The organism is Bacteroidota bacterium (genome assembly GCA_016715425.1).
In the GTDB taxonomy this organism is placed as follows: domain Bacteria; phylum Bacteroidota; class Bacteroidia; order Chitinophagales; family BACL12; genus JADKAC01.
Genome location: JADKAC010000008.1, coordinates 343,794 through 359,295 on the forward strand (window position 1 = coordinate 343,794; position 15,502 = coordinate 359,295).

Below are 15,502 nucleotides of genomic sequence, written 5' to 3' on the forward strand. Positions count from 1 at the left end.
GTAAGTTTTAAGTAGTTTCCTTTACTACGTTATCCAATAATCTGATTCCTTCTACTACAACTGCGGTAACGATTACAAATGCATTCTGTTCATTATACTTCACCATAGGTTTGAGATTTTCTGCATTTAAAATTTTAAAATAATCTGTTTTAAAATCAGCGTTTGCATCTATCTTTTTTCTTGCTTCCATTTCTATCGTATCAAATTTCATTTCCGCAAGTTTTGATATGGCCCATTGCAAAGTGGTATAAATAATTCCCGCAGTATTTCTTGCTTCCACACTTAATCTTGCATTTCTGGAACTCATTGCCAAGCCATTTTCCTCTCTATAAATCGGGCAGCGAACTACTTGTACAGAAAGATTTAAAAGTGAATTCATTTTGTTGATAATTGCCCATTGCTGATAATCCTTTTGACCCAGATATAAAATATCCGGCTGCACTATTTCCAATAACAGTTTTACCACCTGCGCTACTCCTGCAAAATGCCCCGGGCGGCTGCTGCCTTCCAATCCGGTATCTAATCCTTCAAAATCAAATTGAGTTTGCACTTTCACCACATCACCATACACATCTTTGGTTTGAGGTAAATACAACACCTCACATTCTGCGGCTAACAACATAGAAATATCCGCTTCAGTAGTGCGAGGATATTTTGCAAGATCAGTTGAATCATTAAACTGTGTAGGGTTAACAAAAATGCTGCACACAGTAAGGTCATTCGTTGTTTTCGATTGTTGAATCAATGAAATATGACCGGCATGCAGAGCTCCCATAGTAGGAACAAAACCAATGGAATGCCCTTGCTTCTTTACAGAATGCAGGTATTTTTTAAGATCAGATTGGTGTAAAAACAGCTTCATAAATGATGGTTCAAGGTTTCAAGATTCATTTGTATAATTAAGTTATAAACGATATTATGTAACTTTGCGCTTCAAAATTAAAATTCTGAAAAGAATTTAACCTCCTTTCAAAAAGCAGCAAAAATAAGTATGGATAATAAGCGGATATTGATAATTACTCAAGAACTTACACCTTATCTGAACGGCACGGAGATGAGTGAATTAGTGAATGAATTGCCACAATACATGCAAAATCATGGTAATGAACTGCGTATTCTTATGCCACGTTACGGCACTATTAACGAGCGCCGCCACAGACTTCATGAGGTAGTTCGCCTTAGCGGTATGAATATCATTATTAAAGAAGACGACTACCCATTAATCATAAAAGTAGCCTCCTTGCCGGGTTCCCGTATTCAGGTTTATTTCCTGGATAACGATGATTTATTTAAGCGTAAGTATGTTTTCCATGATGAAAATGAAGCTTTTTATGAGGACAATGCAGAGCGTATGGTGTTTTTCTGTAAAGCTGCATTAGAAACAGTGAAGAAATTTCAATGGGCACCTGACATTATTCATTGCCACGGATGGATGACAAGTTTAATTCCCCTTTATCTGAAAACAGTTTATAAAAATGAACCTGTGTTGCAAAATGCGAAGATTGTTTACAGCGTATATAAAAATGCCTTTGAAGATAAATTGTCAAAATCTTTTTTTGATAAAGCGCCTATTTCTGAAGCCGTAACCAAAGAACATTTGGATGAATTTAAAGACTTAAAAAATTCAGGTATTAATAAAGGCGGAGCTGCTTTTGCTGATGCTGTAATTGCCGGAAGCAATGAGTTGGACAAGGACATTCTAAAATATTTAAAGGGTTTAGACAAACCTGTTTTGGATTATGAAGGCGGAGAAGATTACCTTGAAAAGTATGCGGCATTTTATAATGGACTGTAAGCCGGCAATAATTTTAAATTAATTCCGATATCTGGAAGATGAAAAATAAATGTTGGCTTATTGTTGTTCTCACAGTTTCAATACTTATAAGTCAAAGTTGTAAGCGACCCACAATGTTGGGAGAGGATTTAATACCTCCTTACGATCAATTACACTCGCAGCGTCAGGATACTTTTACAATAATTACTACCATTCTTCCTGATGATTCCGCCATTACCAGCTTCAATGTATTTTATGCTTTGGGAAGTGTAAACAATACAGATTTCGGTAAATCATCCGCCGGTATTTATACACAGGTAAATCTGCCTACAAACAATTTATATCTGGGTCCGAATGCTGCAGTTGATTCCATTGTACTCATTTTAAATTATGGTGGTTTTTATGGGGACTCTACTTCAACACAAACAGTAAGTGTCTATAAAATGGTGGATCGTTTTATTACCACTATCCCCTATTTCAGCGATGCAAAATTTCATTATCTGCCTGTAAGTATTGGTAAGAAAAGTAATTTCATTCCCAAGCCAAAGGACAGCACAATTGTGTATGGTAAAAAAGCAGCACCTGCATTGCGTATTAAAATGAATGATGCATTTGTTCAGGAATTTTTAAATCCTGCCGATACCACTAAATTTTTAAACGATACTTTATTTACTAATTTCCTGAAAGGATTATATATAGAAACCGATACATTATCCGGATTCAAAAACAATGTGATGCTGCTCAATTTGTATTCTTCATTATCGGGAATGGCGGTTTACTATCATAATGATTTGGCAGATTCTCTCACTGTTTTGTTTCCCATTCTCGGTCCTAAAGTAAATACCTTCACCCATAATTATATGGGCAGTAATGCATTTCTGCCATTAACAAATCCTAATTATGAAACGGGTGACAGTTTATTATATGTGCAGGGATTAACCGGGTTGAAAGCATACATTCAAATTCCGTATTTAAAGAATCTGGAAGGTGTGGCAATTAATAAAGCGGAGATAACATTTACACTTGCCCGACCTGTGGATTCTATTTTTCCACCACCTAATGAGTTGATGTTTATTACATCAGACTCCTTGAAAAAAAATCAATTTATCTATAGAGATTATGCCACTGAAACTTTTATTTCAGTAGTAGATCAAGATATCTTTTTTTCAGGAATTACTTATGATTACGGTGGGAATCTGTTAAGTGGTGTTGATGCATTTGGTCAACCGGTTATGACTTATAAATTCAATTTAACCCGGCACTTTCAGAAAGTAATACAGGGCGACTTGCCAAATAATGGTTTTATGTTGATTGTTTTTCCCGGATACCGAATACCCAATTCTGTAATTTTGGGAGGAAGCGGTCACAGCAATGAGAACTTAAAACCATACCTCTCGATTACATACACAAACGTGGCTGAATAATTTTTTTTAATCATACTTAAATCAATTTTTTTATGTGTGGTATAGTTGGCTATATCGGAAAAAGGGAAGCATTTCCCATAATCATTAAAGGCTTACATCGCTTAGAATATCGGGGATATGATTCCGCAGGTGTTGCATTATTAAATGGCGACATGCGTATTTATAAATGTCCGGGAAAAGTAAGTGATTTGGAAGCACTCACAGATGGTAAAAATGTAAAAGGTACTATTGGAATTGGTCACACTCGTTGGGCCACTCATGGTGAACCTAATACTCGTAATGCACATCCGCATATGTCCAACGGACAGAAGCTTGCAATTATTCATAATGGCATAATTGAAAATTATGCATCCTTAAAAGCAGAGTTGTTGAAACGTGGTCATATTTTCGAAAGCGATACTGATACCGAAGTGCTGATTCATTTAATAGAAGATATCCAGCAAAAAGAAAAAGTGGAATTGGAAGAAGCAGTGCGCATTGCATTGAATCAGGTAATTGGTGCTTATGCCATTGTGGTGATTAGTGAAGAAGAACCCGATAAATTAATTGCAGCCCGCAAAAGTTCTCCACTTGTTGTAGGAATTGGGAAAGACGAATTTTTTCTTGCTTCTGATGCTACGCCATTAATTGAATATACACGCAATGTAGTTTATCTCAATGATGAAGAAATAGCAATTGTACATCGCAATGGTGAGCTGGTTATTAAAACATTGCACAATGAAGAACAGACTCCCTATATACAAGAATTGCAAATGCAACTCGACTTGTTAGAGAAAGGCGGTTATGAGCATTACATGCTGAAAGAAATTAATGAGCAGCCGAACTCCATTAAAGATTCCATGCGTGGACGTTTAGGTGAAGGCAACAGAATTATTCTGGGTGGAATCATTGAATACGAAAATAAAATAGTGAATGCCAAACGCATTATAATAATTGCATGCGGCACGTCATGGCATGCAGGATTAGTAGGTGAATATTTATTTGAAGATCTCGCACGTATTCCTGTGGAAGTAGAATACGCATCTGAATTTCGTTATCGCAATCCTGTATTAAATGAAGAAGATATTGTGCTTGCTATTTCACAAAGTGGGGAAACTGCAGATACATTAGCAGCAATTGAATTGGCAAAATCAAAAGGTGCTACAGTATTAGGAATTTGTAATGTTGTAGGTTCATCAATTGCAAGAGCAACACATGGCGGAAGCTATACACATGCAGGTCCTGAAATTGGTGTTGCATCCACTAAAGCATTTACCGCACAAGTAACAGTGCTTACAATGATGGCTTTATCTATTGGTCGTAAAAAAGGTACAATAACTGAATCAAGATATCAGGCAATTGCAATTGAGTTGACAAAAATTCCTGAGAAAGTTGCAGAGGTTTTAAAAACTGATGAATTCATTTATCAGATAGCTGAAAAATATAAAGACGTAACTAATTTTTTATATCTCGGTCGGGGATATAATTTCCCTGTTGCGTTAGAGGGTGCCTTGAAATTAAAAGAGATTTCATACATACATGCCGAAGGATATCCTGCTGCTGAAATGAAACACGGACCTATTGCTTTGATTGATAAAAATATGCCTGTAGTTGTTGTCGCAACAAATAAAAGTGCTTATGAAAAAATTGTAAGTAATGTACAGGAAGTGAAGGCACGTAAAGGACAAGTAATCGCAATTGTATCCGAGCATGATGAAGTAATGTATGGCCTTGCTGATCATGTTATAAAAATTCCGGATACGGAAGAAGCACTTACTCCTTTGCTCTCAGTTATTCCATTACAATTATTAGCTTATCATATTGCTTTAATGAGAGGTTGCAATGTAGACCAACCAAGAAATCTTGCAAAAAGTGTTACGGTGGAGTAGTGGATGGTGAATGGTGAGTAGTGAATGGTGAATGGTGAGTAGTGAGTAGTGAGAAAAATGAGTGATCAGTAATGAGTAATGAGTTTTTATCAACCCGAAACTCGAAACATTTTTTCGCCAAAAGCCAACAGCTAATCGCCAATAACCAGTTAATCAGTGATGAGCTTTTTTCAACTCGAAACCCGAAACCCGAAACATTTTTTCGCCAACAGCCAAAAGCTAACAGCTAATAGCCAGTTAATCATAGATAAGTTCTAAGTCAATGGTCTAAGTCAACAGTCTAAGTCAATTGTCTAAGTCAGCAGTCATTGTCAACTGTCAATTGTCAACTGTCAAATGAACAGAACTTCCTTCTAACAGCATTGTATCGGTATTAAAATTTTTCAGTAAAACAACACCCGGATTTTTGCCTGTGTCAAAGGAGCCAAATTCATTATCAATATTTAAAAATTTAGCACCGTATAAAGTTGCCCAACGCAAAAGTTCATTGGTTTGTAATGAAGGAAAATGTTTTTGAAGAAGTTGTAATTCTGATAAAATATCCAATGATAAATTGGAAGCCAAACTATCTGTTCCAATTGTAAAATATTGTGCTTGATTGCGCAAGGTTAAAATATCCGGAAGACGATCTTCAATAAACATATTTGCATTGGGACATAAACACCAAAATAAATTGGGATGTAATTCTTCTGCATATAATAAATCCCAGGGTGTGGCAATTGTATTATGCACCATCAATGTATTTACTTCAGGATTAAAATAAGGAAGTAATGTTTCTAAACTTGTTTTGCCGCTTGGTTTAAAAAAAGAAATATCAATTTTCAAATCACGATATAATTTGCGATACAAACCTGTACCCTGCACATACAATTCATTTTCATCATTGCTTTCTAACATATGAAAACTCGTGGGAGAATTATTCTCAAAATTGTGGTTACTGATTCTTTCTATTAACCTCTCTGAAACTGAATAAGGCGCATGCGGAGCAAAGGAAGCATGCAATCCAAAACTATGTGCCTCCGTTAATAATCTGTTACCCTTATCCATAACAGCAGAAGCACTTTGCGGATTAAAACCAATCAACTCAATAAAAGTATGATAGTGTAAATTGCGTTTTGCTTTTTGCTGAAATGTATGTGATGTATTGCAAATATCAGCCACTGCAACAATACCATTTTTAATCATCTCATCTTCTGCAATTATGATAGCAGAAAATATTTCTTCATCCGTACTTTCTCTTTTATGAGTTACATTTTCAAGAAATACAGGCAAGCCTGTTTTTTGCGCAAATTGATTTCTTAAATGTGATAGTTCGAGATGACAATGTGTATTTATAAAACCCGGAATTAATGCGCCTTTAAAAATTTCTAATTCAGAATCTAAAAAATTACTGCGAGGTTCAATACTTATAATTTTATTTTCATCACTGATTAATAACACGGCATCTTTCACCGGAGCAGAAGTAATTGGGAAAATAATATCGGCGGTTAATTTGCGCATAACATATTAAACGTAAAGCAATCATTACATCTTGCAATTCTCATTTTACATCTCTTGAATACAACAATGTAATAGCTGCAATTTTTTTTGCCAATGCCTCTTTAAAATCACTATTTTTCATGCGCCATTGCCAGTTATCTTTTGTAGTTCCCGGTAAATTCATTCTGCCACTTGAGCCTGCTGCAAGAAAATCCTGCATCGGGGCAATTGCCGTATCCGCAACACTACTCCATGCAGCACGAATCATATCCCAATGAATTCCTTTTACTGTGCCATTTATATATTCCAATGCAAACTTTTTATCCTCCGGTTTTGCATTTATAAACCAACCTCTTACCGTTTCATTATCATGAGTGCCGGTATATACCACACAATTTTTAATATAGTTATGTGGTAAAAAATCATTTGCTTCTGCACTGTCAAAAGCAAATTGTAAAATCTTCATTCCGGGTAAATTAAATCCATCACGCAATGATTCTACATCAGGAGTAATCACACCAAGATCTTCTGCAATAATTGGCACATCGCCGAGACGATAGCGAATGGTTTCAAATAAATGCTGACCGGGTGCATTAATCCATTTTCCATTAATGGCAGTTGTTTCTCCAAACGGCACTGACCAATACGCAGCAAAGCCACGGAAATGATCAATACGCACTTTATCAAACATAAACAAGCTTGTATGAATGCGATCTACCCACCATGCAAATCCATCATTTGCCATTGCTTCCCAATTGAATAATGGATTGCCCCAAAGCTGACCTGTCTCACTGAAATAATCAGGCGGAACACCACCAACAGCAATCGGATTTTTATTTACATCAAATTGAAACAGATGTGTATTTGTCCATGCATCCGAACTATCCATTGCAACATAAATAGGTATATCACCAATTATTTCTATTCCACTTTCATTTGCATATTTTTTTAATGACATCCATTCATTAAAAAATACACACTGAATAAATTTATGAAATTCAATTGTTTCATTTAATTCAATTTTTGCAGAAGCAATTGCATCTGCATTGCGCATTTTATATTCTTGAGGCCATTCACTCCAGGGTTTATTATCGAACTTTTCTTTTAATGCCATAAACAATGCATAGTCATCCAACCATGAAGTATTGAGTTGTTTAAATTGTATAAACTCATTTTTCAATATGTGTTCATGTAGATTTATAAAATTCTGTTCTGCTTTTTTCAGCAAAGGATATTTTCCATCAATCACTTTTCCAAAATCAACACGACCTGTTCCCCATGCACCTGAAATCGGTAAATCATCAGCTTCTAACAATCCCAATTCTACCAAATGATCCATATCAATTAATAAAGGATTACCTGCTTTAGAAGAAAAACATTGATACGGTGAATCACCATAACCTGTCGGGCCAAGCGGTAATATTTGCCAGTATTTTTGTTTTGCTTTTACTAAAAAATCAACAAACTTTCTTGCTTCCATTCCGAGTGTGCCAATACCATATTTACCGGGTAATGATGTAGGATGAAGTAAAATTCCACTTGCTCTTTCGCTTGACATAATTGCGTTAATTATTATGGCTGCAAGTTACAAAAAATGAAAGCGAATTGATTGATAGAGATACTTATACACTTTATCTTTTTATTAAAACATTTTCAGTTATTTTGATAGATACTTTGATGTAAAATACATTTTATTAGTGATTACAACAATCAGCATTTTTCTTTTTGTTTCATTTCATAAACTATGCGCAGATAATCTTAAGTGCATTAACTTGCAAATGCTTAATTCTTATTATGAAATCGCACAGCATTATTGTATTATATATTTTAATCGTTATTCATTCAGTCTCTGCACAGGAATTGGAACCCCGTGCTTACGCCAATTTACCAAAGGCATTAAATGCAATTGCATTAGGTTATACTTATACAAAAGGCAATGTAATCTTAGATCCTTCCATTCCGATTTCTGATTTGGAAATTGTTTCGCATAATGTCAGTGCAGGATACATGCGTACGTTTAGTATTGCCGGAAAAATTGCAAGAGTACAAATTGGAGCACCATTGATTTTAATGAATGGCGACTATGTATATCAAGGAGCGGATACTACAGGCGCACGTTCCGGATTTGGAGATTTGCGCATGCGGATTGGTATGAATATAATTGGAGGCGATGCATTAGCTATCCAGGAATTTTCTAAATATGAACAGAAAACAATTGTAGGATTTAGCGTAGTAATCTCTGCACCAACTGGTCAATATTTTCCTGACAAATTAGTAAATCTCGGTACTAACCGTTGGGGTTTTAAACCAGAGATTGGTGCCAGTAAACGATTTAAAAAAGTGTATATAGATTTATATACAGGAGTTTGGTTTTATACAGATAATCCAAATTTTTATGGAGGAAAAATAAGAGAACAAAATCCGGTTTTCAGTTTGCAAGCACATGGAAATTATACATTTAAAAATCACATGTGGCTGGGTATAAATGGCAATTGGTTTTGGGGCGGCGATTCTTCTATTGATGGCTATCCAGCAGAATTCCCATTAAACAACAGCCGGGTCGGAATTACTTGGTCAACTAATTTTTCACCACAACATTCAGTAAAACTGCAATTTAATACAGGTGCTTTTTCAGTGGCAGGTTATAATTATAATTCTATAGGATTGTCGTATCAGTTTATTTTTTTCTAATAAATAATATATCGTGCCTCTACGGCATACTTTAAATATTTACATTATACTTTGCATAGCTCTATTTCAATACCTGTTATAATATATAATCCGTCGTAACAAAATTGCTCTTCCTGTTTTCGATGATGTTTGAAATAATTTGTTTGTTATTTTCTGTATCCTTAAATGCCACAGTTGTGCGAATAGAAAATGCACGCAATGCATCATACACACTTAGCGTAGATACTGCGGAATCTTTTCTTCCATTAAAAGGATATAAATCCGGACCACGCTGACATTTACAATTTAAATTCACACGACCTACCTGATTTACTAATGGATCAATTAATTCTGCAAGACGATTAGAATCTTTTCCAAACACACTTACTTGTTGTCCGTAAGGAGATGTCTGCATATAAGTAAGTGGTTCATTGATATTTCTAAAAGTTGCTATCGGAACAACAGGACCAAACTGTTCTTCATGCCAAACCCGCATATCTTTATTTACAGGAAATAATACAGCGGGATAAAAAAAACTTAATGCTTGTTCGCCACCATTTGGATTAATAATATTTGCACCCTTTGCTAATGCATCATCCACTAATTCTTTTAAATATTCCGGTTTATTCCTTTCAGGTAATGGCGTAATATCTATATCATTTTCCCAGGGCATTCCCGCTTTTAATTGTTGTAATGCAGCCACAAATTTGTTATTGAATTCCTGCGCAATAGTTTCATGCACAAATAAAATTTTTAATGCCGTACATCGCTGACCATTAAATGCAAGTGAACCATTAATACATTCCTTAACGGCATTATCTAAATCTGCATCGGGTAAAATAATAGCAGGATTTTTTGCTTCTAATCCCAACACACTTTTTAATCTGTTTGCCTTCGGATGATATTGCTTAATAATATTTGCAACCCGACTTGTTCCGATAAAAGCAAACACATCTATTTTTCCGGTTGCCATAATAGGACCTATAATTTCTTTACCATCACCATAGATAACATTGATTACACCTTTTGGAAAATGTGCTTTAAATAATTCCAACATCGGGCGCATTAAAAGCACTCCTAATTTTGCAGGCTTAAATACAACTGTGTTGCCCATAAGTATCGCAGGAATAAGTGTTGCAAAGGCTTCATTCAACGGATAATTAAATGGCCCCATGCATAACACCGGCCCTATGGGACTGCGACGTATCTGCGCATAAATACCTTCCTCTTTTTCCAGAACAGCACTGCGGCGATTCATGTCCTTTAATTCGTCGAGTGTATCATAAATATATTTTATAGTGCGATCAAATTCATTTTCACAATCCGTATTTGTTTTTCCAATTTCCCACATCATCAACCGCACTACTTCTTCACGTTTTGTTTCCATCGCTTTTACAAATCGCAACATACTATCCACTCGTTTTTTTACGGAAAGTGTTGGCCATAATCCTCTGCCTAAATCATACGCATGATAAGCCGCATCCACTGCTTCAACCGCAGCATCTATACTTAGCATGGGTGTAGTTCCAATAGTTACTCTTTCATAACTTTTGTTTGTTTTAAAATATACCGGAGATTTAATAGTGTTTGACTTACCTTCCCAAATTCGCAATTCTCCATTTATTAAATATTCCTTTTGATGAATAGGAAATTTCACTTTTGCATTTTCGGGAACAGCATTTTCTTCGTGAAATATTTCAAGCCAAACATTCTCTGTTGCAGGCAATTCTTTATTCAATTCTTTGATAGCCATATTATTTTATGTTTACTGTTTTGATAACATGTAAGTATGAAATTCATTCACTTAATCAATAACAAATCTTGCATAATAGTTTTCAGTTTTGCCAAATAATTGCAATTGATAAATACCGGCAGCAAAATCCTTTGTTGCAATTGTATTTAAACCGTTACCTACCAATACCAAATCCTTTTTCAATATTAATTTACCATTGATATCTTGTATTTCTAAATAATACTTTCCACTGATTGGAATTGCAATTTGTATAAAATCTTTTGCAGGATTTGGGAAGCAATGTATTTCTGATGCAGATAAATTTTGCAGATTTTGTGTGGTATCTAACGGCGTACTGATATCAATTAATTCATTCCGCAAATCACCTTGCACCCAAACAGCAAAACTGCGTGCAGGCACTTCGAGATTTACTTTATTATCGCCACCAACAATTATATATTCACCCGGAGATTCAGAAAAAATATTAGTAAGTGTATCACCCGAAAAAATATTTGTTGTATTTATTTCCTGATTCACTTGTAGTGTTTCTCCTGCAAAATTTATTGCAACAATTACTTCTCTTCCGCTTACTGCATTACTCAATTGATAGATGAGAGAAGTGTTTGCAAACCCACCACTAAAATCCGCAGAATATGGTGTACTAAATCTGCTGAGATAATCCACTTGTGTTGCACCAAAAATATAGCGACGATGTGCTTCCATTAATCCATTTATTTTATAGCGCAAATTTCCCGGCGCAAAATAATCTGTTTGAAAAACACATGGTACTCCGAGTTTATTATTGGTGAGAATATATGCATAAGCAAGTATCGGATTATTGTCAACCGGCTGACCGGGATCACGGAAATCATGATTGTTTACAAACGTTACAATATTATATCCTGAAGTACCAGTTGCATCAGCTAAAGAAGCATTAAATACATTCCGCACATCATATCCAAAAGCATCACAAGCTTGTTCTAAATTATTGCGCAATGCAAAATCAAAAATGCGGATATCAATTGCATCCTTAGTATCATCATCCATATTTGCCTGCACATCATCCAACCATGCTTTCAAAACAAATGCATTGTATTCATACGATTCACCAACCACCATTTCTAAATCTTTGCCATTGTCGTGCATATAGTCTAAAAGATCACCCATAAAAGAAGCCGGAAAATGTTTTACTGCATCCACACGAATACCACGAACACCGGCATCATCCCACATCCATTTCGTCCACTCTTTTAAAACATCCTGAGTATTAATTACATTTTGATCCAGATCATAAAAAAAATACATCGCATCCTGATCGCCTGCTAATTGAGTTGGAGAACCATTGGGTTTAAAATTTAAATAATTCATTGCGCCATTTCCACTTTGCATATTGGTAAAATCTGTCGCAGTTTGATATGCAATTTCATTTTGAATATCTTCTGCAGCAACTCCACTCCATAAACCATAAATAAAATGATCCGTCATATCACTCAAGCCACCCGAACCGGTATTATACATTCTAATCCATAAGGTATCACCATCCACATCAAATTGCGAAGTTGTAATTGTCAATGCAAATTCATCCACACCACAACCGCTATTATCAATTGTTGCGTCCAAACGTTTTGATAATGTAATTGTATTATTTCCTTCGCCACAATCTGCGCCGCCATTTGGTTCTGATTCTATTGTTGCAGCTAAAGCATAATTCGCATCAATGGTGTTCGTCCACATCATTACAGTAAATGGTTTATCATAAAGACCGGAAGCACCACTTGCAGATTTTATTTTAAAATAATATGTGCCTGCTCCATTTCCAGATACACCACCAAGAGGTAAATAACATCTGTATCTATCGCTTGGAAAGGGTTGATCGCCTGCAGCAATTTTTGTAGCATTCATATTTTCAATCCAACCTTCCACAGCAGGATTATCTTCCCATGCGCCACCATCACGATGATTGTAAACCATGTCCGCAACAATTTTTAAATCATTCGCATTATATGTGTTTACCAGATTATCAAATGCCGGACGATTACCCCAACGACAAATATCGAAATTGCCGAGATCATAATAATCTTTTACATCATAACCCATACTATAAGATCCACCCGAACCTTTTGACAACGGCGGCAACCACACATAAGTAAATCCGGCTTCATGAAATTCATCGGCCAGACTTTCTAAATATTCCATATAAAAATCGGTAACCACATAAGTAGGATAATTCCAATACCAACTCTGAATCATAAATTCCTGAGCATGAACTTTGACTGTGGCAATTGCAAGAAAAAAAATCAATATTATTTTGCGCATAACAGCTATTAAAAAACAAATTTAAAATTATAAAAGCAATATGGGTTTATAAGCTTTTTATTCAGTAGCGATTATATTAACTTGCACTTCAACAGAGTAATGACAAAAAGAGTATAGCATGATTGTATTTTCATTCATCAATAATTCAGAGAACAGACTTCACCACTGTATTCCAAAATTAATATTGTGTTTTATTATAGTTTTCAATTTTATATCTGGTAATGCACAGATTACTATAACAATTATTTCTGTACCAAAAAATAGTATAGGACCTTATTATGCTGCCGGTACTTTTAATGATTGGAATCCTGCTGATCCCAATTTTATGTTTTATCTGGAAAATAATGTTCCCACACTTTCATTTATACCTGCGAATACAGATGATATTGAATTTAAAATAACAAGAGGCAGTTGGGAAACAGTGGAAACAATGTTGAATGGAAAAGATATTCCAAATCGTCAACTCATGAATGCTCCCGGTGTAAAAAGTTGGGCGGCTGTGAATGCATGGCACGATATGTTTACATACGATTCTGTCGCATTAAATCCTGACGTAATTCATTTCGATATATATTCACCACAATTAGAAACAGAAAAACATTTGCGGATTTTACTTCCTATTGAATATATCATTAATTCAAAAAATTATCCTGTAATTTATATGATGGATGGACAGAATTTATTTGATGAAGCAACAGCTCCTTTTGGTGAATGGGGAATAGATGAAACGATGCATACTTTTTATACAGATCAAATTCCTTCAGCAATAATTGTAGGAATTGATAATGCGGGTGCGGACAGAACTAATGAATATTTACCTTGGAAAGATTCTATTTATGGCGGCGGAGATGGTGATGCATTTATTGATTTTATTGTGGAGACATTAAAGCCTTTTATTGATTCGACATACCGCACAAAAAGTTATAGAGAGCAAACATATATTGCAGGAAGTTCTTTAGGTGGATTGATGAGTTTGTATGCGGTGTTGCGCAATAATGATGTGTTTGGAAATGCATTTGTTTTTTCTCCTGCATTCTGGATTGCACAACCTTTATTTACTGTTGCGGATACAACAATATTTTCCGGATCTACATATTTATATTTTATTGCAGGTGGAAAAGAAAGTGAAACAATGGAACCTGAAATGAATCGCATGTATGAAATTTTAAAAGCAAATAAAGATGCTAACGGACATTATCGGTATGTGATTGAAGCAGATGCACAACACAATGAAATTTTCTGGCGCAAAGAATTTCCTGTTGCTTATAAATGGTTTTTTGAAAAATAAAAAAGTATGATAAAAAGAAGTTTAATAATTGTAAGTATAATATTTCATTTGGTGTTTGCTGAAAATCTATTTGCACAACATACAGACATTTTCGGATTGGCAACACCTATTGAATTAAATCCGGATTCCACAATAGTTTTTCTGGAAGATTATTTTAATGATACAAATGCAGTTACAGAAATAATTGCTCCTGATTATTTGAGTATTGTTCGTAATGCAGACAATACAATTCTAATTATAAACACAAATAAAACTATGCTGCCAATCGGTAAAATAGATTTTGTTGCGGGCACACAGCGATATTCTATTCTTGTAAAACAATCCAAAAAAAAGAGTTTTGATTTTCAGTTTAATCCAATGGATTCCATTTATAACACAGTAACTATTGTGGGTGATATGAATGCCTGGAATCCAACGGCAACTCCATTAGAATTTAAGAATGGATTATGGCATACAACCCTTGTTTTAAATCCCGGTCGCTATGCCTGTCAGATAGTTGCTGATGGCAATTGGATGTTGGATCCCAACAATAAAGATGTGATGCCAAATGGTATGGGCGGATATAATACGATATTGACAATTCCAGGAACAAATCATGATTCTATTCCTTTTATCACAACAAGAAATACAACAGGAAAAAATATTTTTATTACCGCAGAGAATAATGTAAAACAATGGTTTGTACTTTGGGAAAATACTGCGTTAAATTATGCAATAGATGAAAAAGGAATTTTAAAAATTACTATTCCACCACAAGCAACTACTGTTAAGCGTTCGCATATTCGTGTGTATGCATATAATAATTTTGGAGAAAGCAATGATATTTTAATTCCGTTGGAAAATGGAGAAGTAATTCAAGATGCAACTTTACTCGACCGCAATGATTTACAAAAACAATTATGTATTTTGTTTTTGTTGACAGGTTTATGAATGGCGATACAACGAATGATA

The 15,502-nt window shown here is 35.0% G+C and carries 11 protein-coding genes; 6 read left to right on the forward strand and 5 right to left on the reverse strand.

The genetic code is table 11. The features are described from left to right. Positions 1–7: 7 nt before the first annotated feature. Positions 8–862 (reverse strand): pantoate--beta-alanine ligase, encoded by an 855-nt coding sequence (locus tag IPN31_15560; protein MBK8683292.1) that lies wholly within the window; start codon positions 860–862, stop codon positions 8–10. Between the two features lie 129 nt (positions 863–991). Between IPN31_15560 and IPN31_15565 the strand changes: the two genes are divergently transcribed. The 3 genes from IPN31_15565 to glmS are packed head-to-tail and all read left to right on the forward strand — an operon-like array spanning position 992 to position 5,066. Next, the gene (locus IPN31_15565) at positions 992–1,795 is read left to right on the forward strand and encodes a glycogen/starch synthase (protein MBK8683293.1); all 804 of its coding nucleotides are present in this window, start codon (positions 992–994) and stop codon (positions 1,793–1,795) included. Positions 1,796–1,833: 38 nt separating this feature from the next. Further along, positions 1,834–3,198: a DUF4270 domain-containing protein gene (locus IPN31_15570; GenBank protein ID MBK8683294.1), complete on the forward strand. Its 1,365-nt coding sequence runs from the start codon at positions 1,834–1,836 to the stop codon at positions 3,196–3,198. A gap of 32 nt (positions 3,199–3,230) precedes the next feature. Beyond that, entirely contained in the window at positions 3,231–5,066 is a 1,836-nt protein-coding gene (gene glmS / locus IPN31_15575) for a glutamine--fructose-6-phosphate transaminase (isomerizing) (GenBank protein ID MBK8683295.1), read from the forward strand. A 318-nt stretch (positions 5,067–5,384) separates the two neighbouring features. Here the strand turns inward: glmS and IPN31_15580 are convergent, their stop codons facing one another. Together IPN31_15580 and malQ are read right to left on the reverse strand one after the other, a co-directional pair. After that, entirely contained in the window at positions 5,385–6,566 is a 1,182-nt protein-coding gene (locus IPN31_15580) for an amidohydrolase family protein (GenBank protein MBK8683296.1), read from the reverse strand. A gap of 40 nt (positions 6,567–6,606) precedes the next feature. After that, the gene (gene malQ, locus IPN31_15585; GenBank protein ID MBK8683297.1) at positions 6,607–8,103 is read right to left on the reverse strand and encodes a 4-alpha-glucanotransferase; all 1,497 of its coding nucleotides are present in this window, start codon (positions 8,101–8,103) and stop codon (positions 6,607–6,609) included. A gap of 236 nt (positions 8,104–8,339) precedes the next feature. Between malQ and IPN31_15590 the strand changes: the two genes are divergently transcribed. Next, the gene (locus IPN31_15590; GenBank protein MBK8683298.1) at positions 8,340–9,236 is read left to right on the forward strand and encodes a transporter; all 897 of its coding nucleotides are present in this window, start codon (positions 8,340–8,342) and stop codon (positions 9,234–9,236) included. Between the two features lie 76 nt (positions 9,237–9,312). Here IPN31_15590 and IPN31_15595 read toward each other — a convergent pair whose 3' ends face one another. After that, positions 9,313–10,968: an NADP-dependent glyceraldehyde-3-phosphate dehydrogenase gene (locus IPN31_15595; protein MBK8683299.1), complete on the reverse strand. Its 1,656-nt coding sequence runs from the start codon at positions 10,966–10,968 to the stop codon at positions 9,313–9,315. 51 nt (positions 10,969–11,019) lie between these two features. Next, positions 11,020–13,263: a T9SS type A sorting domain-containing protein gene (locus IPN31_15600; GenBank protein MBK8683300.1), complete on the reverse strand. Its 2,244-nt coding sequence runs from the start codon at positions 13,261–13,263 to the stop codon at positions 11,020–11,022. Between the two features lie 118 nt (positions 13,264–13,381). Between IPN31_15600 and IPN31_15605 the strand changes: the two genes are divergently transcribed. Together IPN31_15605 and IPN31_15610 are read left to right on the forward strand one after the other, a co-directional pair. Next, a complete protein-coding gene (locus tag IPN31_15605; protein MBK8683301.1) occupies positions 13,382–14,551 on the forward strand; it encodes an alpha/beta hydrolase in 1,170 nt (389 codons plus the stop codon). Between the two features lie 6 nt (positions 14,552–14,557). Then, positions 14,558–15,481, forward strand: a complete 924-nt coding sequence (locus IPN31_15610; protein ID MBK8683302.1) for a hypothetical protein — start codon at positions 14,558–14,560, stop codon at positions 15,479–15,481. Positions 15,482–15,502 lie beyond the last annotated feature (21 nt).

Excerpts from the sequence above, each read along its gene's own strand:
- IPN31_15565 (MBK8683293.1), top strand. The coding sequence starts at position 992 with ATGGATAATAAGCGGATATTGATAATTACTCAAGAACTTACACCTTAT.
- IPN31_15570 (MBK8683294.1), top strand. The coding sequence starts at position 1,834 with ATGAAAAATAAATGTTGGCTTATTGTTGTTCTCACAGTTTCAATACTT.
- IPN31_15610 (MBK8683302.1), top strand. The coding sequence starts at position 14,558 with ATGATAAAAAGAAGTTTAATAATTGTAAGTATAATATTTCATTTGGTG.
- IPN31_15600 (MBK8683300.1), bottom strand. The coding sequence starts at position 13,263 with ATGCGCAAAATAATATTGATTTTTTTTCTTGCAATTGCCACAGTCAAA.
- IPN31_15595 (MBK8683299.1), bottom strand. The coding sequence starts at position 10,968 with ATGGCTATCAAAGAATTGAATAAAGAATTGCCTGCAACAGAGAATGTT.
- IPN31_15580 (MBK8683296.1), bottom strand. The coding sequence starts at position 6,566 with ATGCGCAAATTAACCGCCGATATTATTTTCCCAATTACTTCTGCTCCG.
- IPN31_15605 (MBK8683301.1), top strand. The coding sequence starts at position 13,382 with ATGATTGTATTTTCATTCATCAATAATTCAGAGAACAGACTTCACCAC.
- IPN31_15560 (MBK8683292.1), bottom strand. The coding sequence starts at position 862 with ATGAAGCTGTTTTTACACCAATCTGATCTTAAAAAATACCTGCATTCT.
- glmS (MBK8683295.1), top strand. The coding sequence starts at position 3,231 with ATGTGTGGTATAGTTGGCTATATCGGAAAAAGGGAAGCATTTCCCATA.
- IPN31_15590 (MBK8683298.1), top strand. The coding sequence starts at position 8,340 with ATGAAATCGCACAGCATTATTGTATTATATATTTTAATCGTTATTCAT.
- malQ (MBK8683297.1), bottom strand. The coding sequence starts at position 8,103 with ATGTCAAGCGAAAGAGCAAGTGGAATTTTACTTCATCCTACATCATTA.